Genomic DNA, 20,984 nt, shown 5'->3' with positions numbered 1-20,984 from the left:
CCATGTTCGTCGAAGCCATTGAAGGCGATGCACTCGATCTCGACTACACGCCGGTCGAATTCCGCGTCAAATGGGCGACGCTGCCCTGGGAAGCGGAGGAAGCGTACAAGCTGCGGCGCGCGGTGTTCTGCATCGAGCAGGGCGTGTTCGTCGGCGACGATCGCGACGAGATCGACACGCGTGCGCAGTTGCTGGTCGCGCTGAGCTGTGTCGCGGGCATGCCGGATCAGGTCGTCGGCACGGTGCGCATTCACGAGCGCGAGCCGGGCGTGTGGCTCGGTTCGCGGCTCGCGGTGCATGCGGCATTCCGCTCGCACGGCAAGATCGGCTCGACGCTCATCCGGCTGGCCGTGTCGAGCGCGCATGCGCTCGGCTGCGAGACGTTCCTCGCGCATGTCCAGGAGCAGAACGTGCCGCTGTTCCGGCGGCTGCACTGGGACACGCAGCAGGAGGAAACGCTGTTCGGCCGCGCTCATCATCTGATGCGCGCGCAACTCGATGCCTATCCGCCGTGCGTCACGCCGCAGAGCGGTTTTGTCGCGCTCGCGCGGAGGCTGCCGTGAAGCCTCTGGCGGGATTGGTCGAGCGGTTAAGAGAAAGCCGGGGCTTTCAGCACAAGAGCGATATCTCGCGCGTGCTCGCGCACTTGCCGGCAGGCGCGCGCGATGTGGCCATCGGCGACGATTGCGCCGCCATTCCCGACGGCGACGGCTTCCTGCTGTTCGCGATCGAAGGTCTGGTAAGCGACTTCGTCCAGACGATGCCATGGTTCGCCGGCTACAGCGGCGTCATGGTGAACGTCAGCGACATCTACGCGATGGGCGGCCGCCCGCTCGCCGTCGTCGATGCGCTGTGGAGCGGCAGCGCGCAGTCCGCGGGCGACGTGCTCGCGGGCATGACGGCGGCATCGCGCGTATATGGCGTGCCCATCGTCGGCGGACACAGCAACGTGCGCAGCGAAGGCGCGCAGCTTGCGGTGGCGATCGTCGGGCGTGCGCGCAGGCTCTTGACCAGCTTCGACGCCCGTCCCGGCGATGCGCTCGTCATGGCTGTCGATCTGCGCGGGCGTTTCGAGGAACCGTATCCGTTCTGGAATGCATCGGTGGGCGCGCCGGAAGGCCGCGCGAGGGGCGATTTCGAACTGCTGCCATTGTTGGCCGAAGACGGGCTGTGCATTGCGGCGAAGGACATCAGCATGGCGGGCGCGCTCGGCACGGCGCTGATGCTGCTCGAATGCTCGAATGCCGGCGCGCGTATCGATCTCGATGCGGTGCCGCGTCCTCCGGAGGTGGATTTCGAGCGCTGGCTCACGGCGTTTCCGAGCTTCGGCTTTGTGCTTTCAGTACATAAGGAGCATGTAGGCGACGTGCTCGCGCGCTTTGCATCGCGTGATATCGCGAGCGCGGTGATCGGCGAGGTGGATCCATCGCGCGAAGTGGTCGTGACGCGCGGCGACGAAGCGGCCTTGCTGTGGAACCTCCGCGAGGAGCCGTTCATATGCGCGCGCTGAACGCACTGCGAATTGGACTGCTGACGCATTCGGTGAATCCGCGCGGCGGCGTCGTGCATACGCTCGAACTGGCGCGCGCGCTGCACGACGCCGGGCACGAAGTCACGGTTTTCGCACCCGCACGGCCGGGCGAGTCGATGTTTCGCGCGTCGCCGTGCCGGATCGTGTTGGCGCGCATCGAAGGCGAGGCGAAGGGGCTGATTGGCATGGTCGCGCAACGCTTTCGCGCGTTGAAGCTCGCGCTTGAAGACCTCAATCCGGACGGCTTCGACGTGCTGCATGCGCAGGACAGCATCGGCGGGAATGCGCTGGCGGAACTGAAGGACGAGCGAACGATTCGTGGCTTCGTGCGCACGGTGCACCACCTCGACCACTTCGACGACCCGCAACTCGACCGTTGGCAACGCCGCGCGTGGCAGGACGCGGATGCCGTGTTCTGCGTCAGCGACGCATGGACGCAAATCATGCGCTCGACCTATGGCGTGACGGCGCACACGGTGTCGAACGGCATCGACGGAACGCGCTACGGCGTTTGTGCCGACTCTGACACGCATACGTTGCGCGACCGCTTTGGCATGAGCGGAGGACCGGTTGTGCTGGCGGTGGGCGGAATCGAGGAACGCAAGAACACGTCGATGCTGCTCGAAGCGTTCGCCTTGCTGCGCGCACGCTGGCCCGGCGCGCAACTGGTGCTGGCGGGCGGCGCCAGTCTGCTCGACCACGATGACTACACGCGCCGCTTTTTTGCGCGAGCGGCGGCGCTGGAACTCGAGGTCGGCGCGCGCGGCACGCCGGTGATCGTCACGGGCGCGCTGCCGGACGCTGAGATGCCCGCGCTGTTCCGTCTCGCTGATGTCGTGTCGATGATCTCGCTTCGCGAAGGCTTCGGTCTGGTGGTGCTCGAAGCGCTGGCGAGCGGACGGCCAGTCGTGGTCTCACGCATCGCGCCCTTCACCGGGTATCTCGACGAGCGCACCTGCACGTTCGCCGATCCACACGACGCTTCATCGATTGCCGCCGCGCTCGAGGGCAGTAGCGGCATCGACTTCGTGCGAGCCGTGCCCGCGCTGTTGCGGCGCTTCACGTGGCAAGCGAGTGCCGCGCGTCATCTCGACCTTTATCGCGCGTGGCTCGAAACCGATCAACCTTCAAACGGAGCCACTCCATGCCCGTCATGCATTTTCTGATCCGCTGGCCCGATGGCGTGGAAGCCAACTGCTATTCGCCTTCGACCGTCGTCGGCGAGTTCTTCACGGCGGGCGAGCGCTATGCCGTCGATGACTTCGTCGCCCGTTCCCGCGAAGCCTTGCACATCGGCTCCGAACGCGTGCGCGAGAAATACGGATTCGCATGCTCCGCCGCGCTCGATCAGCTTGCACGCATCGAAGCAGATGCACGACGTTTCCACGATGCGCACGAAGCACAGGTCACCGTGCTCGCGCTCGATTAAACCTTCGTTCAGGGGACGCACCATGTCCAGCATCGAATCCGGCGGCGCTGCGCCGAAGCATGTCAGTGTGATCGTCGTCGGCGGCGGGCAGGCCGGGCTGTCGGTCAGCCACTTCCTGCAACAGGCGAAGATCGATCATCTCGTGCTGGAAAAGCACAGCGTCACCCATACCTGGCGCACGCAGCGCTGGGACACGTTCTGCCTCGTGACCCCCAACTGGCAGTGCGCGCTGCCGGGACATCCGTATGACGGCGCGGATCCGCACGGCTTCATGAAGAAGGACGAGATCATCGCCTATCTCGACGGCTTCATCGCGAAGGTCAATGCGCCGGTGCTGGAAGGCGCGGGAGTCACGCGCGTGACGCGCGATGCAGGCGGACGCTATCACGTGAAAAGCACGCGCGGCGACTTCACCGCCGATCAACTGGTGGTGGCGTCCGGCGGCTATCACACGCCGATCGTGCCACGCATGGCGGAGCGCTTGCCGCCGGGCATCGCGCAGGTGCAGTCGTCGAAATACCGGCATGCGGATGCCTTGCCGCCGGGCGCGGTGCTGGTCGTCGGCTCGGGGCAGTCCGGAGCGCAGATCGCCGAGGATCTGCATCTGTCGGGCCGCAAGGTGCATCTCGCCGTGGGAGAAGCGCCGCGCTGTGCGCGCTTCCATCGCGGCCGCGACGTGGTGGACTGGCTCGCGGACATGCGCTATTACGACATGCCCGTGACCGATCATCCGCTGCGCGAAGGCGTGCGCGACAACACCAATCACTACGTCACGGGCCGCGATGGCGGTCGCGATATCGACTTGCGCCGCTTCGCGCTCGAAGGCATGGAACTGTTCGGGCGGCTGGAGGATTTCCGCGACGGCACGCTGCGCTTCGCGACCAACCTGCGCAAGAACCTCGACGAAGCGGACGATACCTATAACCGCATCAACGCGAGCATCGACGGCTTCATCGCGAAGCATGGCATCGCGGCGCCGCCTGCCGCGCCGTACGTGCCGCTCTGGCAACCGCATGAAGAGCGCGCGGAACTCGACCTTCAGGCAAGCGGCATCACGTCGATTGTCTGGTGCATCGGCTTTACGCCGGATTTCGGCTGGCTGGACGCGCCGGTGTTCAACGGCCGCGGTTATCCGTCACACACGCGCGGGGTGACGGCGCTGCCGGGGCTTTACTTCGTCGGCTTGCCGTGGCTGCATACGTGGGGATCGGGACGCTTCTCGGGCGTCGCGCGCGATGCTCAGCATGTCGTCGATGCGATCAGTGCCGAGCGGGCGTCCGTGCCGGAGAGCGTCTCGATTGTGGCCGCGTGAAGGACGCGGGAAGGACGCGTCAACCCCGACGCGGTTTATTTCGAGGAAGCGGTATTGATCGACCGGACGGACTCGGCCGGCAGCACCGACGTCAACACGTTCGAAGGCACATGCTGCGCTTCTTCCTGCGACACCGCGCCGACGAACTTCCATCCGCCGGGCAGCTTGACGAAGGTATAGCCGGTCGGTTGATCGACGAAGACGGAATAAGGCGCGGGGGTGCCGTTGTTCTCGGCAAAAGCGGGCGCAGCAACGAACGGGCTTGCAACCAGCAACGCGACGGCAAGCGTGGACAAGGACTTTTTCATGACGACACACTCCTGAGAACTCAAACCGGCTGATTATGTAACGATCGACACAGATATTTGACCATCCGGATGAGACGACGTCCAGTTATTTTGTTATGATCGACACATAATTCAGAATTGCGCTGTGCGCAGGAATGACGCGCGGCGCAGTCCGGTTGATACGGCGGAGCGAGACATGTCGTCACTGGCTAATCAAACGCAACTCAAGACGCGCGGCCGTCCGCGCAGCTTCGACCGTGAAACGGCGCTCAGAAGCGCGATGGAAGTGTTCTGGTCGAAGGGCTATGACACCTGTTCCATGGCCGATCTCGTGGACGCCATGGGCATCAACTCCCCCAGTCTCTACGCGGCGTTCGGCAGCAAGGAAGATCTGTACCGCGAGGCCGTCGAACTCTATGTCGCCTCAGAGGGCGGCGCGGCGCTGCGGAATCTGCAGGCGCATGAATCCGTACGCGACGGCCTGCGGGCCATGTTCCGCACCAGCACCGAATTGTTCACCGGCACATCGCATCCTCGTGGCTGCATGATTTTTCTCGGCGCGATGTCGGTGGGCGCGGAACACGCGCAGTTGCGCGCCGAATTGCAGAAGCTCCGGCGCAAGGTCGCGAGCACGGTCGCGGCGCGGCTCGCGCACGCGGTCGAATCCGGCGAACTCGACGCCCGCACCGATGTCCCGGCGCTCGCCGCGCTGTGCATGACGCTGTTCGCCGGTTTGTCGATTCAGGCGCAGGACGGCGTGCGCAAGCCGGCGCTGTTCGCCGCGATCGATCAATTCATCGCAACGCTGCCGCTGCGCACGAAGCGCTGACCCCTCATGAAGCCGACGCCCAAAGCCGACACGCAAATCTGGCGCGCGCCCGAACTCGGCGCGGAGCTGTTGCGCGGGCGCTTCGCTGACTTTTCCTACGACGTCCACGCGCACGACACCGCCTGCTTCGCGCTGCTGACGGGCGGCGCGATCCGCATCCGCATGCGCGGCACGGAGTTCGTCGCGCGGCGCGGCGACCTGTACGCCATCGACGCCGACGAACCGCACGCGGGCTGGCCAGTCGACGACGCCGGCTGGACGCAGCGCACGCTGTACGTGGATGTCGCGCATCTCCGCGCGCTCACCGGCGACGCGCGCGCGGCGGGACGTCCAGGCGGCGTCGTCGGGCCGATCATCCGCGATCCGGCGCTGTGCGCGGCGCTCTTCGACGTGCATCGCTCGTCCGAGGTGCACGGGCCGTCGCTGCAACGCGACGAACGCTATCTGGCGTTCGCGGCGCGGCTCGTTGGACGGCATCTGAAAGAAGGCGCGGGAATCGCCGCCACGCCGCGCGAACCGCGCGCGGTGGCGGCGGCGCGCCGTTTCCTGGACGAGCGTATCGGCGAGCAACTGCATCTGGAGGAGATCGCGGCGGCGTCGGGACTGCCGCCGTTCCGGCTGTTCCGCGCGTTCAGCCGCGAAACCGGCATGACGCCGCACGAATACCAGCGCCAGGCCCGCGTGCGCCGCGCGATGCAGATGATCCGTCACGGCGGCGCGCTCTCGGATATCGCCGCCGCCACCGGTTTTGCGGATCAGGCGCATCTCACGCGCACCTTCCGCCGCATGCTCGGCGTGACGCCGGGCGCATACAAGACGGCCACGCGCACCTGACGCTATTTGAGCAAGCCGAGATTCGCGACCGCCTTGCTGACCGGCTTGCGATCGCCGATCAACGCGAGTCCGACATAGCGAAGCTCCTCGGTGACGACACCGGCGACGGCATCGCGAAACGCGCCGTAGTCGGTGGTTTGCTGTCCCTGCACCGGGAAGGTGACGACGTCGCACGCGGCGGCGATCGCCTTGTCGCGGATCGCCGACAACGTGTCCTGATCCGCCCCGAGCACCGCAATGCCGATTGGAATAAGACCGGGATGCGCGCAGCCCGAGGCATCGACGAGCGCTTCGCCGACCAGCGCCGGATGGCGCTGCCCGACCGTCAGCGCCAGCACGGCCGCTGCATTGGCCGCCTTGCCCGCGGGCAGGTCCTGGTCGACCACGATCACGCAACGCTGCGGGCGCACCGGCTGATCCGAATGATTGGCTTCCGTCACGAACAGTCCTCTTTCATCGATAAAGCCCGGATCATGACCCGCCGCATGCGGCCAGGTCTTGAATCCTGTTGCACGCCGCCCGCTGCCTTACGTTCTTGACTTTCCATTCCATTACGCGCAAGCATGAACAGTCGCGCGTCCGGCGCGGCGTTCGTGCTTGTATGGTGTCCCTACTTACACTTTCGAACGATGGTGACGCGCCCGCCCACGCCCCGCCAGCACATCCGCCTTTGCACTGCGAGCGACGGCGTGCACATCGCCTACGCGATGTGCGGTTCGGGTCCGCCGATCGTCAAGGCCGCGAACTGGCTCAGTCATCTGGAACTGGATTTTGCGAGTCCGGTCTGGAGCCATCTGATGGTCGAACTGTGTGGCCGTCATACGCTGATCCGCTACGACCAGCGCGGCTGCGGCCTGTCGGACCGCGACGTCGGCGAAATCTCCTTCAATGCGTGGCTGCGCGACCTGGAAACGGTGGTCGACGCGAGCGGCCTCGAACGCTTTCCGCTGCTGGGCATCTCGCAGGGCGCGTCCATCGCGATTGCCTATGCGGTGGCGCATCCGGAGCGCGTCACGCATCTGGTGCTGCACGGCGGTTATGCGCGCGGACGTCTCAAGCGCACCCGCGATCCGGCGCAGCAAGAGGAAGCCGAAATGCTCGTGAAGCTCGCGGAACTGGGCTGGGGCAAGCAGAATCCCGCGTTTCGCCAGTTCTTCACGACGCAATTCATCCCGGGCGGCACGCCGGAACAGCATCACTGGTTCAACGAACTCGAACGGCTCACGACCACGCCGCGCAATGCGGCGCGCATCATGCGCGTCTTCAACGAGATCGACGTGGTGGACCTGCTGCCGCAAGTGCAGTGTCCGACGCTCGTGCTGCATGCGAGCGGCGACGCGCGCGTGCCCTTCGACGAAAGCCGCCTGCTCGCCGGCCAGATTCCCGGCGCGCGCTTCGTGCCGCTGGAGAGCGAGAACCATCTCGTGCTGGAAACCGATGCCGCCTGGCGACGCTGGCGCGACGAAGTGCGGGCGTTCCTGCCGTCAACGCCACCGGCTGATCCCGCATTCGCGACGCTGACGCCGCGCGAGCGCGATATCGTCGAACTGCTGGCGGGCGGACGCGACAACGCGCAGATTGCCGCGCGTCTGACGCTGAGCGAGAAGACCGTGCGCAATCACATCACCAGCATCTTCGCAAAGCTCGAGGTCGAGAATCGTGCGCAGGCCATCGTGCTGGCGCGCCGCGCGGGCTTCGACGCACCCTCCGCCTGACCGTTCCGGGACACCGGTCCCGGGTTTCCGCCTCTGGTGCAGCCTTTCCCGGTCGACGTCCGGGACTTGCGCCTCATGTGCGACCGCGTCCATCTGCCGAGAATGCTCCACAGAACGGAGACGCGACGATTGACGATTCCATCAGCCGATCTGTTCATTCCCCCAGGCCGCGCGCCTGTCCTGATCGACGCTGAATCATCCGGAGTCCGCATACATGAACGCCGTCATGAAAGAAATGTCCCCGCAAGCAATGCACCCCGCTACGCAACAGCGCTATGCGAAGTGCATCGAAGTGTCCCTCCGCATCCGCTGGGATATCGATCAGGACGTGCTGCGCGGCCGTCATTTCGATCCCGCCCATACCTTCATGCCGCACGGCCTCAGCGAGGTGTACCGGCTGCCGTTCCTGAGCGCGTCCGAACGCCGGCTGATGTCGCAGGTGCAGGGCCGTACCTACGCGAACATGTTCGGCATGATCGAGCGCTTCATCGGCGCGAAGATGCTGGAAGTCGGCCGCGAGCATGCGCTGTCGGATCAGACGGCGCTCGAAGCAATCGTCCGCTTCACCGACGAGGAACTGAAGCATCAGGAACTGTTCCGCCGCGTGGAGGCGCTCGCGGCCGAGGCGCTGCCGCCCGGCTATCGCTTCGTCCCGGATGCCGACGATGTCGCGCGCTTCGTGCTCGGCAAGCCCACCTGGTCGATCCTGGCGCTGACGTGCTGCATCGAGATCGTCACGCAGGTGCATTACCGGCAGAGCATGGAGAGCGACAGCAGCCTGTCGCCGCTTTTCAAGGACATCTTCCTGTTCCACTGGAAGGAGGAATCGCAGCACGCGATCATCGACGAACTGGAATGGATGCGCGAGGACGCGCGCATCGGCGCGGCGGAACGCGACGCCGCCATTGGCGACCTGATCGATCTGGTTGGCGCGATCGACGGCATGTTGCAGGCGCAGGCCGCCGCCGACGCGGAATACTTCATCGCGCAACTGGATCGCGCCTTGTCCTCCGATGAAGAAGCGCGCGTGCACTCGGGTCTGCTCGACGCGTATCGCTGGCAGTACATCATATCGGGCGTCGATGAACCGCGTTTCGGCGAAATCCTCGGGCGCGTCATCACCGAAGCGCACGGTGAACGGCTTGGCGCGGCGCTCGCGCCGTTGCGGCGCCGCGCGCTGACCAGCGAAGTCGACAAGCTGATGTGAAGCCAAGGCCGGGCACGGTGCCCAGCCTATTTTTGATGGAAAGCAAATAGTAAGAAACTAACCTGGCCAGCCGCAAAACGCTGAATTGGCGTGGAAATCTACTTGTTACCGGCCTTCTGGCCGCGTTTTTTTTAGTGCACCATATGCCGTATGAGGGTTTCACAGTAGCATGCAGTCCGCTGTCTCAACACCGATAACTAGATTGGATCATCATGCTCGCCGAGTCATTGCCGCATACATCCGACATCGAGAAATTCGCCGAAGATCACGAACGCTTCGCGCGACACATCCCCGCCGAAATATCCGTGGTCCTGCGCAATCTCGTGTTGCGCCGCGACATGCTCACCGTCACCAGCGGACACGGGCAGATCGTCACTCAATTGCTCGAAGTGGACGCGCGTGAGGCGCGCATCGTGTTCGACTGGGGCGGCGTCGAGTCCGACAACCGCGCGCTGCTCGAAGCAAAGCAACTGTATTTCAAGGCCGCGCCTGAAGGCGTGCGGGTGGAGTTCACGACGCAGGCGGCGCGCGCCGCCGATTACGAAGGGCGTCAGGCCTTCGAGGTCTCGTTTCCCGAGAAGCTCTATCACTTCCAGCGCCGCGAATACTTCCGCGTGCCGACGCCGATTCTCGATCCCTACTACGCCAAAGGCGCGTTCGCCGATGGCGAAGCGTTCCGCTACGAAGTGCACGACCTGTCGCTGGGCGGCATCGCGTTGCGCATGGACGCGCCGCGTCTCGCGGAAACCGGGGTCGGCACCGTGTTCCAGGACGTTGTGCTGCATCTGGGACCGGGCACCATCCTGTCGATCGACATCGAGCTCGTCTCGCCGCGCAGTGTGAACACGCCGCGCGGCGATGTGCGTTATGTCGTCGGCTTTCGCTTCACGCGGCTTTCGGGCGCGGCGGAAAGCGTCTTGCAGCGGCTCATCACGCGCATGGAAGCCCGGCGCCGCAGCTTGTCGGCCTGATTGACTGGTCGACTGATTGATCCGACCATTCGGGTCCCGCTTCGGGCGCCGCACGCATCCATTGGTAAAATGCGTGCCTCCTACACTCTGACGCGACGCATGCTTCGTCGAGCCTGGCGCGGAGAAGAGCGCTTCTGGAAAATCTGGTGGTTGCTGGGCGTGCCCATTCACCTCGCGTGGTGGTTCGTCTATCTCGACCTCTGGGCCGGCGGTCTCTCTCCCGAATCCTTCCTGCTGCTCACAGTCTGGTTCTGGCCCGGCATGCTGGGCCTGTTCGCGGCCTGTTCCGCGCTGTATCTCCTGTGGTGCGTGCTCGCGTGGCGCTGTGCCGGCAACGTGAACAATCGCATCTGGACGATCATCGCGCGCGTGCTGATCGGCGTGGGGCTCGGCTCGTTTTTCACCGAATGCGCGCTGGTCCTCATGGCGCCGTTCGCTTGACCACGGAGACACGATGAACTGGAACAGGCTTCTCGCCGGAATCGGGCTCGCGGCGGCGCTGGCGCTTCCCGTCGCCACCTTCGCGCAAGACGCACAGACCGAAACCGATGTCGATGCCCGCATGGACGCGCTGTTCGGCGCGCACGAGCCGTATCGGGCGTTCTTCGACCGCTTGCAGCGCGCGGTCGCGGCCAACGACAGCAAAGCCGTCGCGGCGCTGGTGTCGTATCCGGTCGCGGTGCATCGCGCGGGCACGGAAATGACGCTGCGCACCCGGCGCGAGTTCATCGCGCACTATGCGTCCATCTTCACGCCGAAACTCGTCGACATCGTCGCGCAGCAAAAGTACGCGGCGCTCTTCGTGCGCGACCAGGGCGCGATGATCGGCAATGGCGAGATCTGGTTCAGCGGCGTCTGCCGCGACAAGGCGTGCAAGCAGTCCGACGTGAAAATCACCGCCTTCAATCTCGACTGAGTATTCCGGCGGCGGACGTTTGTCTGGCGCAGCGCGTGGTTCGACGTGCACAATGTCCCGGCTTGCACGAGCGTGATTCACAACGAACACACACGCGGACCACGACGCCCATGCTCAACGAATTCGCCAAGACGGTTCTCGTGATCGTCGCCGGGCTGTTCCCGATCATCAACCCGCCGGCGACCGCGCTCGTCGTGCTGAGCATGCTGCCGCACATCGGCGACGCCGACCGCGCCGAACTCGCCCGGCGCATTTCCATCAACAGCTTTGCGATCCTGCTGGCTTCGCTGTCGATCGGCGCTTATGTGCTGTCGTTCTTCGGCATCTCGATACCGGTGCTGCGCGTGGCGGGCGGGCTGGTCGTCGCGATGGCGGGCTGGACGCTGCTCCAGGCCCCCGACGCCGACCCCGACGATCCCGCCGACACCGCACCCAAGCCGCGCAGCGGCGCGTCCCTGCGCGCCAAGGCGTTCTATCCGCTGACCTTGCCGATTACCGTTGGACCGGGCGCGATCGCCGTCGCGATTGCGCTGGGCACCGGCTCGCCGCGCCAGGGCCTGCAACCGGTGCATCTGGCGGGCGTTGGCATCGGCTTGCTGATCCTGTGCGCGAGCATCTACGTGTGCGTGCGCTTCGCCGGGCATCTGGAACGGCTGCTCGGCACGGTCGGCACGCAGGTGGCCGTGCGGCTGTTCGCCTTCGTGATCTTCTGCATCGGCGTGCAGATTCTCTGGCTCGGACTCTCCGAACTGCTCGCCTCCGTGCCGCTCAAACTGCACTAGACGCAGGTTCGCCGCAACAAAAGGAGACAGCGCTTGACCACGCATCGCAAGAAGCCGGAGGAACTGCGCAGCCATCGCTGGTATGGCGTGAACGATCTGCGGTCGTTCGGCCATCGCTCGCGCACCGCGCAGATGGGTTATCACCCGTCGGACTATCTGGGCAAGCCGGTCATCGGCGTGCTCAATACGTGGAGCGAGATCAACTCGTGCCATACGCACTTCCGGCAGCGCGTGGAGGAAGTGAAGCGCGGCATATGGCAGGCGGGCGGCTTTCCGGTCGAAATGCCGGTGATGACGCTCGCCGAACCGTTCCAGAAGCCCACCACCATGCTGTACCGCAACTTCCTGGCGATGGAAGCGGAGGAAGTCCTGCGCTCCTATCCGTTCGACGGCTGCGTGCTGATGGGCGGCTGCGACAAGACCACGCCCGGCCTGCTGATGGGCGCGATCAGCATGAACCTGCCGGCCATCTTTCTGCCAGCGGGCCCGATGCTGCGTGGTGACTGGCAGGGCCGCACGCTCGGCAGCGGCTCGGACACGTGGAAGTACTGGGCCGAACTGCGTGCGGGCAAGATCAGCGAGGACGAATGGAAGGGCGTCGAGAGCGGCATTGCGCGCTCGCCGGGACATTGCATGACGATGGGCACCGCCTCGACGATGACCAGCGCCGCCGAAGCGCTCGGCCTGACCTTGCCGGGTTTCGCGTCGATACCGGCGGTGGATTCGCGCCATGCGCAGCACGCGTCGCTGACGGGGCAGCGCATTGTCGAGATGGTGTGGAGCGACCTGAAGCCGTCCGACCTGCTCACCCCGAAGTCATTCGACAACGCCGTGACGACGGTGCTGGCGCTGTCCGGCTCGACCAATGCGATCGTGCATCTGGTGGCGATGGCGCGGCGCGCGGGCGTGCCGCTCACGACCGCCCGTTTCGACGAACTGGCGCGCGTGACGCCGGTGCTCGGCAACATCCGGCCGGCGGGCGCGTACCTGATGGAAGACTTCTTCTACGCGGGCGGTTTGCGGGCCTTGCTGGCGGAGCTGGGCCCGCTGATCGACGGCACGCAGCGCACGGTGAATGGCCGCACGCTGGGCGAGAACATCGCGGATGCGGAGATCTTCAACGACGACGTGATTCGCCGCCGCGACAACCCGCTCGTGCCGCGCGACGGCCTTGCGGTGCTGACGGGCAACCTCGCGCCGGATGGCGCGGTCATCAAGCCGGCGGCGATGGAAGCGCGCCTGCTCAGGCATCGCGGCCCGGCGGTGGTGTTCGCGGATTACGCCGACATGGCCGCGCGCATCGACGAGGAAACGCTCGACATCGGCGCCGATTCGGTGATCGTGCTGCAGCACGCGGGGCCGGTGGGCGCGCCGGGCATGCCGGAGTGGGGCCAGCTGCCGATCCCGCAAAAATTGTTGAAGCAGGGCGTGCGCGACATGGTCCGCATCTCCGATGCGCGCATGAGCGGCACGAGCTATGGCGCCTGCGTGCTGCATGTGGCGCCGGAATCGTTTGTCGGCGGGCCGCTGGCGCTGGTGCGCGACGGCGACGTGATCGAACTGGACGTGCCGGCGCGGCGCCTGCATCTCGCGGTAAGCGACGACGAACTGGCCGCGCGCCGGGCCGCGTGGCAGCCGCCGAAGCGGCCGTTCGAGCGCGGTTTCGGCGTGATGCATCAACTGCACGTGACCCAGGCCGACAAGGGCTGCGACTTCGACTTCCTCGAATCACAGCCCGCCACCCCCGACGAACCCGAAATTCACTGATCCCGCCATGACCCAGACCATCGCCATTTCAGACGAAACGCTCGACCTGCTGCGCCATGTCAGCACCGCGACGCTCACGACCCAGCTCTTCAAGCGCGGCCTGCGCAATGTCTTCCTGCAAGGCGTCGCGCCGCTGGTGAAACCCGCGATCGGCGCGCCGAACATGGTCGGCCCGGCGTTCACGCTGCGCAATATTCCGGCGCGCGAGGATCTGGATCATGTCGGCGTGTTCCAGGACCCGGATCATCCGCAGCGCAAGGCGGTCGAAAGCGCGCCGCCCGGCAGCGTGCTGGTGCAGGATTGCCGCGGCGAGCGCGCGGTTGCGTCGACGGGATCGATCCTCACGATGCGTCTCAAGGTGCGCGGCGTCGCCGGCATGGTGTCGGACGGCTGCGTACGCGACAGCGGCACGATCGGCGATATCGGCCTGCCGCTGTTCTGCGCGGGCGCGAGCGCGCCGCTCAATCTCGCGAAGCATCACGCCGTGGACATGAACGTGCCGGTGGCCTGCGGCGGCGTGGCGGTGTATCCGGGCGATATCGTCGTCGGCGATGTGGACGGCGTCGTGATCGTGCCGCGTCACATGGCCGAGGAGGTCGCGCGGGATGCGGCCGAGCAGGAACTTCTGGAAGAATTCCTCGCGGCGCGCGTGGCGGACGGCGCGGTGTTACGCGGCACCTATCCGCCCGACGAGCAGACGCTCGCCGCGTATCGCGAATGGCGTGAACAGCGCGGCTAGGGCAGCAGATTCCACTTGACGATGGCGCGCACGTCGCGCTCGAAGCCGAGCACGCTCATTGCGGCGGTGTCCATGGTCAGATGTGCGCCCAGTGACGGCGAACCGGTCGCCCATTGCGCGCCGAAGACGCGCGAGAAATGCGCATGCGAGAACAGCGCGATGTGGCGCGCGCCGGTGCCGAGCAGCTTGTCGATGAGCGTCTGCGCGCGCCGGCCGACATCGGCGAGATTCTCGCCTTGCGGAATGGGCGAGGTCCACACCGACCAATCCGGAATCTCCTGGCGGATATCCGGCGTCTTGCGGCCTTCGTAGACGCCGTAGTTCCACTCGTGCAACTCCGGTTCGACCTGCGCGTGCTCGCCGAGCCCGGCAAGCTTGCAGGTTTCGATGGCGCGGCTCATCGGACTGGTCAGCACGAGATCGAAAGGCTGCGACGCCAGGACCGGCGCCAGCGCCGCCGCCTGTTTGCGGCCTTCGTCGGTCAGCGCGATATCGGTGGTGCCGGTGTGCTGGCCCGACTTGCTCCATTCTGTTTCGCCATGCCTGATCAGCCAGATCTGGACGCCGTCTTTCACGTTCATGTCGTTCACCCGGTGTCTGATTAATATCGTCGCGCACGCCTCTGACAGGCGCGCCGCAGCCTTGCGCATTCTGCACCGAACGCCCGGCGCGCGCCGCGAACCTGCCCGCCGCTCAGTCCAGCTCGCCGGCGGCGAAAGCCTTCAGCAAGTGATGCGCGATGGCGAACGGCTTGGGCGCCGAAAGCCCTTGCGGATGCGTGCCGTCGAGCATGCCGGCCACTTCGGCGCGCGTGAACCAGCGCGCGTCCTCGAGTTCCTTCTGATCGACGACGATCTCCGTTTCAGTCGCGCGCGCGAAGCAGCCGATCATCAGCGACGACGGAAACGGCCAGGGCTGCGACGCGTAATAGCGCACGTCCGTGCAGCGGATGCCCGCTTCTTCGAGCACTTCGCGATAGACCGCGTGCTCGAAGGTCTCGCCCGGTTCGATAAAACCCGCCAGCGCCGAATACATGCCGGGCAGGAACTGCGGCTGACGCCCGAGCAGGCAGCGTTCGCCGTCCGTCACGAGCATGATGACGACAGGATCGACGCGCGGAAAATGTTGCGCATGGCAATGGCCGCAGATGCGCCGCCAGCCGGCGCCGGCGGAATCGGTCGGCTGGCCGCAGTTGGCGCAGAAGCCGTGGCGGCGATGCCAGTCAAGCATCGAACGCGCTTCGCCGAGGGCGCTGATCATTGGCGGCGGGACGAGGCCCTGCATGGCGACCGGACGCAGTTCGACCGCTTCGACGCCGTCGCCCGCCAGACCCGCCGCGCCTTCTTCGAACGACAGCGCGAACAGCGAACGCCGGTCAGCTTCACGGCCGAGAAACACGCTTTGCAGCGGCGTGCCCAGCCGCGCGGCTTCGCGGGCATCGAACAAGGGATCGTGGCCGTTCGCGCGCTTGAAGAGCGGCACGTTGTTCACGAACAGCAGGAAGCGCGTGGCGGGATCGTCGCGCAGGGTGGCGACGAAGGCGTCATCGTCACGCTTCTCCGACACGCGGTCGAGCGGATCGAGTGTAAAACCGATGGCATGAGGCGGCGTGGGCATAGTATTTTTCGAGCGTGTTGTGCGTAGTGCGCGCGGGGAGCGGAACATGCCGCGAGCCGTGCGTCCATGGGACGGGAAGCGGCAAGGCCAGTCAGGCATCGTAGCGGACTTGGCGCGTCCGTGCAGGGCGTCGCCTGGCGGCCCGTCCACCTGCCCGAGCCGTATGCGGAGACGCCGATGATCACGCTTTATTCGTATCCCGGGCTGTTCGGCCTGGAAGACAACAACCCGTTCGGACTGAAGGTGTTCGCGTTCCTGAAGCTTTCAGGCCTGCCCTTCGAGCATCGTCATGTGATCGATACGAGCGTTGCGCCGCGCGGCCAGTTGCCGTATCTCGTTGACGACGACGCAACCATCGGCGACAGCGACAGCATCATCGCGCATCTGAAGCGCCGCTACGCGCTGACGCTCGACGACCCGCTGACGCCCCTGCAACACGATCTCGACCTGCTGGTCCGCCGCACGCTCGACGATCTCTACTGGGTGATGTCCTATTCGCGCTGGCGCGACGACCGTTACTGGCCGCTGTTCCGCGCCGCGCTGCTGGCGGCGCTGCCGGACGCCGATCCCGACGTGCTGGAGCACGCGCGGCAATACAATTTCGAGCGCTATCGGTATCAGGGGATCGGCCGCTATGAGCCGGATGATGCGTATGCGCGCGGCATCGGCGACTTGCAGGCGGTGACGAACCTGCTGGCGGACGGACCCTTCATGTTCGGCGCCACGCCCGCCAGCATCGACGCCGCCGTGTACGGCTTTGTCGCGAACATCCTGTTCTATGACATCGATACGCCGCTCAAGCGTTTCGTCGTTGCGCAGGCGCGGCTCGTCGAACACTGTCACGCGATGCGCGAACGCATGGGACAGAGCCGCTCGCCATAATCGATCATTCGGGCGCCGTCTCCACGCTCTTGCCCGACCAGCTGATGCTCGACACGCCGCGCTCCATGCTCATGCGGCTCGCCATGCGTTCGAGCCGGGCCTGATCCTTCGGATGCATGCGCACGGTCGCCGTCACGCGCACGCGCGGCGGCGCGTCTTCGATGTCTTCGCTCGTCAGGCTCAGGAAGGAGAGCGGCTGCGCGTCCATGGCATTCGACAGCTGGGTGCGGATATGAATTTCGTCTTCCTGCCGTCCGATGACCGTCAGCACATATTCACGCACGAGGTCGGCGCTTGAGACCGGCGTCGCGTTGATCATGCGGCTGACTTCGCGCAGCACGGTGTTGGTGATGAGCACGATGCCCGTGCCTTCGATGGCTGGCCCGTAGTGCCCCGAGCCGCACAACACGCCGACGGCCGCCGAACACCATAGCGTCGCCGCCGTGTTGATGCCCTGCACCGAGCCTTTCTCGCGCATGATGACGCCGCCGCCGAGAAAGCCGACGCCCGACACCACATACGCGGCGATCTGCGTGACGCCCGCGACGCCGTTGCCCGTCAGCACGCCGAGCGTGACGAACAGGCAGGCGCCGCTGGCGACGAGCGTGATCGTGCGCAGGCCGGCGGTGCGCTGGCGCAGCTGCCGTTCGAGTCCGATGGCGACGCCACAGGCGAACGCGGCCAGCAGGCGCAGGGTGAAATCGAGATGCATCGGTCAGAAGGCCGGGTGCTTTCCGGGAACAAACCGGCAAGCTTCGCACGGGAGCGTGTCGGTGGCGTGACTAGGCGCGCCGGAACAGGCGCGATGTGAGGCGCCGGAAGAACCGCGCCAGCTTCCGGTAGCGCGTTTCCCGGGGTTCGAGGTTGAGCATGGCGTCGTAATGCGGACGGGATTCCTCGACGCGCGGCAGGTCCGAAAGCAGCAGCAGGTTCATGGTTTTCTCCGGGCGCCATGGTTGGCGCGTAGCGGCGGTCCGAGGGATCGCCAGGGCAAACGCTCGCGACGAGCGGCCTCGCGGACGCCGGCTCGCATTGGGCACGGCAATCCGTGAAGGATGACTACGCGCGCGCGCTCAGTCCCGCGACGGACGCAGGAGCGGCGCACGCAAGCGCACGCGAAGCGATACGGCGACGCGCGTTATGCGCGAGTCGCGATATCACGCCCGGTGGCGCTGACGAATGGGTGCACGAGGAGAAAAACTGCGACGCGCACCGTCTGCCTGATGGCAAGACGGCGGCTGAGCTTGAAGAAAAGCGGGGAGCGGCGTCCTGCGGTCAGGCGGCGAAACAGATCGAAGATCGACTACTGCAGGTATCCAAAGGATCACCTTGGGCTTTTTGAAGTTGGGCGATTCTAGTCGCGGCTCATGACGTCGGTCAACCCGGATCGCTGCCACGCATGAATGGCTATGTGCGTTGAGCAGCATGGCGGATGCGGCGAAACGCAAGCTTCAGCGCTGCGCTGCATCACAAAATATTCCAGATTGATGTCGATTGCGGCGCGGCATGCTCGTCGTAGGAGTAAGCATGCCCAACTGCCTGGAGACACAGCCGATGACCCTGCAACTGTATGCCCATCCTTTCTCTTCTTATTGCCAGAAGGCACTGACCGCGCTGTACGAGAACGGCACGGCCTTCGACTATTGCGCGTTGACGCCGGAGCGTCCGCAGTCCATGCGCGAGCTCGTCGAATTCTGGCCGATGAAGCGCTTCCCGCTGCTCGTCGACGACGGCCGGCCGGTCATGGAAGCGACGGTGATCATCGAATATCTGGGATGCTTTCATCCTGGGCCGGTGCGGCTGCTTCCCGCCGATCCACGCGCCGCGCTGGAGGTGCGCTGGCTGGACCGTTTCTTCGACAACTACGTGGCGACGCCGCAGCAGAAGATCGTCTTCGACGCCATGCGGGCCGCGGACGAGCACGATGCGCGCGGCGTCGCCGATGCCCGCGCGATGCTCGACACGTCGTATGCGTATCTCGACCGCCTGATGGCATCGCGCGAATGGGCGGCGGGTGATGCTTTCACTCTCGCCGATTGCGGCGCCGCGCCGTTCCTGTTCTACGCAGACTGGGTGCATCGCATCGATGCTGCGTTTGCGAACGTCATTGCGTATCGCAAGCGGCTGCTGGCGCGGCCTTCGTTTGCGCGCGCGGTAGAGGAAGCGCGGCCGTATCGGGGATTGTTCCCGCTCGGCGCGCCGGATCGCGACTGATTCACTGACAAGGAGATCGATATGAGCGACATGAGCACGGCAAGCACACTCGTTCCCGCGGCTGAACTCGCGCAGCGCGCCACCATGCGGATTCCCAACGAAAGCGCCGAGTATCGGCGGGCGCGCACCGCGCTGCTGGCTGAGGAGATCGAGCTGCGGCGGCAGATCGAGCGTGTCGCGCAGCTGCGCCGGGCATTGCCGCCGGGCGGCGAAGTGAAGGGCGACTATCGCTTCGAAGGCGCGCAAGGCGCCGTGGATTTCGCCGCGCTGTTCGGCGACAAGGACACGCTCGTCACCTATAGCTGGATGTTCGGGCCGCAACGCGAACGGCCCTGTCCGATGTGCACGTCGCTGCTGTCCGCGTGGGAGGGCGAGGCGCGCGACATGGGCCAGCGGATCGCGCTCGCGGTGATCGCGCGTTCGCCGTATGCGCGGCTCGCCGCGTTCGCGCAGGAGCGCGGCTGGCGCGAGCTGCGTCTCTTCTCGGACCTGAACGGCGCGTTCAGCCGGGATTATTTCGCGCTGTCGAAGGAAGGCGGCGATGAACCCGCGCTCCATGTGTTCACCCGGCGCGAAGGCGTGATTCGCCAGTTCTGGAGCGGCGAGATGGATTTCGCTACCGTCGATCCCGGTGAGGATCCGCGCGGCGCGCCGGATCTGATGCCGCTGTGGAACGTGCTCGACATGACGCCCGAAGGACGCGGCAAGGACTGGTATCCGAAGCTGGATTACGGGCCGCGCGAATAAGCGCAATCGTGACCATGAGCGGCGCCGGCAGCGGCTGTGCACGAAACGTCCTGCCGGCGTCGGAGCGCAGCACTCATTTCGATCCCTCGGCCTGCGCGGACGGATACACGTCGACGCGCCTGCGCATCGTCAGGCGATCCTTGAGGCGCAGGAAGGGTGTTTCGATCAGCACATGACTGAGGCTCGCCGCAACCAGCGCGCCGACGATGCCCAGCGGAAAGCGGTACGCCACCGGCGAGTGGATGTCGCTGAACAATTGCTGCCACAGATACAGGCTGAACGAGATCGTGCCGATGTAGACGAACGGTGCGCTGCGCAGCAGGCGCGAGAACCAGAACGCCTTGCGCGATATCAGCACGACGATCACGAAGCCGACCAGCGCCGCTTCCACCGTTGCGCCGTAGGTTGCGCTCCAGAGCCCGCCGAGCCGCTCATGCAGCAAGGGCATGCCGAAGAGCAGCAGCAGGACCGCGGCGGACGGAAGCAGCGCGCCCCACGGCAGCGCCGCGACGCGCGCTTTCAGCGCGTCGCGATTCAGGGCGACGAAGCAGCCGATCAGGATCGGATCGATACCGGTGTGCAGCATCATGCTCAACTGCCCGCGCAGGGCCGGCCACGCGAAGTACGTGCCGATCCTGACGAGCGGCACGAGCACGAGCAGGGCGATCAGTGCACGCTGGCTGCCGCGTCCGAGAATGAAAAGGACCAAGGGCGGCCAGAACCAGTAGAACTGCTCTTCGAGCGCGAGGGTCCAGAAGTGGCCGAGATACCAGGCGCCGTCGGGGTGAAGCGCGTTGATCGAACTCATGCCGGCGACGCCGGAGAAATTCCAGACATGCAGCGCGGCGACCGCGAACTGGCTGGGATCGACATCAACGAGCCCGGCGAACGACAGCAGCGCAATGACGGCAAGGTAGGCATAGAACGCCGGCCAGATGCGCAGCGCGCGTTTCATATAGAACGGCACCAGGCGCAAGGTGCCGCTGGCCTGCCATTCGGCCTTCAGGATGCCGGTAATCAGATAGCCGCTGAGCACGAAAAAAATCATCACGCCGAGACGCCCGTCCGAGAAAAGGCGCAAAGGCGCGAGCGCGCCGCGATAGCCGCCCGGAATCATGTGCTGCGCATGACCCATGACCACCATCATTACCGCGACACAGCGCAATCCGGTCAGCTCCTGAACATGATTTTTCATCAAAAAACCT

25 protein-coding genes are annotated in these 20,984 nt (G+C 65.6%); 18 read left to right on the top strand and 7 right to left on the bottom strand.

Annotated elements, in window-relative coordinates; genetic code table 11:
• Positions 1–2 precede the first annotated feature (2 nt).
• Genes QCE69_RS27335 through QCE69_RS27315 form a run of 5 tightly spaced genes read left to right on the top strand, consistent with a single transcriptional unit; the run spans position 3 to position 4,272 of the window.
• Positions 3–563, top strand: coding sequence for an MSMEG_0567/Sll0786 family nitrogen starvation N-acetyltransferase (locus QCE69_RS27335; RefSeq protein WP_309925032.1), 561 nt, complete (start codon positions 3–5; stop codon positions 561–563).
• Positions 560–1,510, top strand: coding sequence for a sll0787 family AIR synthase-like protein (locus QCE69_RS27330; RefSeq protein ID WP_309934020.1), 951 nt, complete (start codon positions 560–562; stop codon positions 1,508–1,510). Before QCE69_RS27335 ends, QCE69_RS27330 begins: the two co-directional genes overlap by 4 nt.
• Positions 1,498–2,697 (top strand): MSMEG_0565 family glycosyltransferase, encoded by a 1,200-nt coding sequence (locus tag QCE69_RS27325; RefSeq protein WP_309934018.1) that lies wholly within the window; start codon positions 1,498–1,500, stop codon positions 2,695–2,697. The genes QCE69_RS27330 and QCE69_RS27325 overlap by 13 nt, the downstream gene beginning before the upstream one ends.
• Complete coding sequence (locus tag QCE69_RS27320; RefSeq protein ID WP_309925026.1) at positions 2,676–2,960, top strand: MSMEG_0570 family nitrogen starvation response protein; 285 nt, start codon at positions 2,676–2,678, stop codon at positions 2,958–2,960. The genes QCE69_RS27325 and QCE69_RS27320 overlap by 22 nt, the downstream gene beginning before the upstream one ends.
• A gap of 22 nt (positions 2,961–2,982) precedes the next feature.
• On the top strand, positions 2,983–4,272 hold the full coding sequence (locus QCE69_RS27315; protein WP_309934016.1) for an MSMEG_0569 family flavin-dependent oxidoreductase: 1,290 nt from the start codon (positions 2,983–2,985) through the stop codon (positions 4,270–4,272).
• Between the two features lie 35 nt (positions 4,273–4,307).
• Here QCE69_RS27315 and QCE69_RS27310 read toward each other — a convergent pair whose 3' ends face one another.
• Complete coding sequence (locus QCE69_RS27310; protein WP_309925023.1) at positions 4,308–4,580, bottom strand: hypothetical protein; 273 nt, start codon at positions 4,578–4,580, stop codon at positions 4,308–4,310.
• A gap of 175 nt (positions 4,581–4,755) precedes the next feature.
• Between QCE69_RS27310 and QCE69_RS27305 the strand changes: the two genes are divergently transcribed.
• Positions 4,756–5,388, top strand: a complete 633-nt coding sequence (locus QCE69_RS27305) for a TetR/AcrR family transcriptional regulator (RefSeq protein WP_309925022.1) — start codon at positions 4,756–4,758, stop codon at positions 5,386–5,388.
• A gap of 6 nt (positions 5,389–5,394) precedes the next feature.
• Complete coding sequence (locus QCE69_RS27300; RefSeq protein WP_309934014.1) at positions 5,395–6,222, top strand: AraC family transcriptional regulator; 828 nt, start codon at positions 5,395–5,397, stop codon at positions 6,220–6,222.
• A 2-nt stretch (positions 6,223–6,224) separates the two neighbouring features.
• Here the strand turns inward: QCE69_RS27300 and QCE69_RS27295 are convergent, their stop codons facing one another.
• Positions 6,225–6,662, bottom strand: a complete 438-nt coding sequence (locus QCE69_RS27295) for a DUF2000 domain-containing protein (RefSeq protein WP_309925019.1) — start codon at positions 6,660–6,662, stop codon at positions 6,225–6,227.
• Positions 6,663–6,851: 189 nt separating this feature from the next.
• Here QCE69_RS27295 and QCE69_RS27290 point away from each other — a divergent pair, with 189 nt between their 5' ends.
• The 8 genes from QCE69_RS27290 to QCE69_RS27255 all read left to right on the top strand — a co-directional run bounded on the left by QCE69_RS27290 (position 6,852) and on the right by QCE69_RS27255 (position 14,319).
• The gene (locus tag QCE69_RS27290; protein WP_309925017.1) at positions 6,852–7,937 is read left to right on the top strand and encodes an alpha/beta fold hydrolase; all 1,086 of its coding nucleotides are present in this window, start codon (positions 6,852–6,854) and stop codon (positions 7,935–7,937) included.
• A gap of 226 nt (positions 7,938–8,163) precedes the next feature.
• On the top strand, positions 8,164–9,144 hold the full coding sequence (locus tag QCE69_RS27285) for a hypothetical protein (protein ID WP_309934012.1): 981 nt from the start codon (positions 8,164–8,166) through the stop codon (positions 9,142–9,144).
• A 212-nt stretch (positions 9,145–9,356) separates the two neighbouring features.
• Positions 9,357–10,115, top strand: coding sequence for a flagellar regulator YcgR PilZN domain-containing protein (locus QCE69_RS27280; protein ID WP_309925015.1), 759 nt, complete (start codon positions 9,357–9,359; stop codon positions 10,113–10,115).
• Positions 10,116–10,214: 99 nt separating this feature from the next.
• Positions 10,215–10,556, top strand: a complete 342-nt coding sequence (locus tag QCE69_RS27275; protein WP_309925014.1) for a hypothetical protein — start codon at positions 10,215–10,217, stop codon at positions 10,554–10,556.
• A gap of 13 nt (positions 10,557–10,569) precedes the next feature.
• Positions 10,570–11,031, top strand: coding sequence for a hypothetical protein (locus QCE69_RS27270; protein WP_309934010.1), 462 nt, complete (start codon positions 10,570–10,572; stop codon positions 11,029–11,031).
• 110 nt (positions 11,032–11,141) lie between these two features.
• On the top strand, positions 11,142–11,813 hold the full coding sequence (locus tag QCE69_RS27265) for a MarC family protein (protein ID WP_309925011.1): 672 nt from the start codon (positions 11,142–11,144) through the stop codon (positions 11,811–11,813).
• Positions 11,814–11,846: 33 nt separating this feature from the next.
• Positions 11,847–13,580: an L-arabinonate dehydratase gene (gene araD / locus QCE69_RS27260; protein ID WP_309925010.1), complete on the top strand. Its 1,734-nt coding sequence runs from the start codon at positions 11,847–11,849 to the stop codon at positions 13,578–13,580.
• A gap of 7 nt (positions 13,581–13,587) precedes the next feature.
• Positions 13,588–14,319, top strand: a complete 732-nt coding sequence (locus QCE69_RS27255) for a ribonuclease activity regulator RraA (protein ID WP_309934009.1) — start codon at positions 13,588–13,590, stop codon at positions 14,317–14,319.
• Here the strand turns inward: QCE69_RS27255 and QCE69_RS27250 are convergent.
• Positions 14,316–14,900: a histidine phosphatase family protein gene (locus QCE69_RS27250; RefSeq protein ID WP_309925007.1), complete on the bottom strand. Its 585-nt coding sequence runs from the start codon at positions 14,898–14,900 to the stop codon at positions 14,316–14,318. The genes QCE69_RS27255 and QCE69_RS27250 overlap by 4 nt on opposite strands.
• Positions 14,901–15,012: 112 nt before the next feature.
• Positions 15,013–15,936 carry an NAD(+) diphosphatase gene (nudC, locus tag QCE69_RS27245; RefSeq protein WP_309925006.1) on the bottom strand — a complete coding sequence of 308 codons (924 nt, stop codon included), beginning with the start codon at positions 15,934–15,936 and terminating at the stop codon, positions 15,013–15,015.
• Positions 15,937–16,113: 177 nt separating this feature from the next.
• On the opposite strand from nudC, the gene QCE69_RS27240 reads away from it, so the two are divergent.
• Complete coding sequence (locus QCE69_RS27240) at positions 16,114–16,818, top strand: glutathione S-transferase C-terminal domain-containing protein (protein ID WP_309934207.1); 705 nt, start codon at positions 16,114–16,116, stop codon at positions 16,816–16,818.
• 4 nt (positions 16,819–16,822) lie between these two features.
• Here the strand turns inward: QCE69_RS27240 and QCE69_RS27235 are convergent, their stop codons facing one another.
• Both QCE69_RS27235 and QCE69_RS27230 read right to left on the bottom strand, forming a co-directional pair.
• Complete coding sequence (locus QCE69_RS27235; RefSeq protein ID WP_309817824.1) at positions 16,823–17,530, bottom strand: MgtC/SapB family protein; 708 nt, start codon at positions 17,528–17,530, stop codon at positions 16,823–16,825.
• 70 nt (positions 17,531–17,600) lie between these two features.
• Complete coding sequence (locus tag QCE69_RS27230; protein WP_309925005.1) at positions 17,601–17,753, bottom strand: hypothetical protein; 153 nt, start codon at positions 17,751–17,753, stop codon at positions 17,601–17,603.
• Between the two features lie 619 nt (positions 17,754–18,372).
• Between QCE69_RS27230 and QCE69_RS27225 the strand changes: the two genes are divergently transcribed.
• Both QCE69_RS27225 and QCE69_RS27220 read left to right on the top strand, forming a co-directional pair.
• On the top strand, positions 18,373–19,032 hold the full coding sequence (locus QCE69_RS27225; RefSeq protein ID WP_309925330.1) for a glutathione S-transferase family protein: 660 nt from the start codon (positions 18,373–18,375) through the stop codon (positions 19,030–19,032).
• Positions 19,033–19,062: 30 nt separating this feature from the next.
• Positions 19,063–19,779 carry a DUF899 family protein gene (locus QCE69_RS27220; protein ID WP_309934205.1) on the top strand — a complete coding sequence of 239 codons (717 nt, stop codon included), beginning with the start codon at positions 19,063–19,065 and terminating at the stop codon, positions 19,777–19,779.
• Positions 19,780–19,852: 73 nt separating this feature from the next.
• Here QCE69_RS27220 and QCE69_RS27215 read toward each other — a convergent pair whose 3' ends face one another.
• The gene (locus tag QCE69_RS27215) at positions 19,853–20,974 is read right to left on the bottom strand and encodes an acyltransferase (protein ID WP_309934007.1); all 1,122 of its coding nucleotides are present in this window, start codon (positions 20,972–20,974) and stop codon (positions 19,853–19,855) included.
• Positions 20,975–20,984: the final 10 nt, after the last annotated feature.

This window comes from Caballeronia sp. LZ032 (assembly GCF_031451315.1).
Lineage (GTDB): Bacteria > Pseudomonadota > Gammaproteobacteria > Burkholderiales > Burkholderiaceae > Caballeronia.
This window is presented reverse-complemented; position numbering and strand designations above follow the sequence as displayed.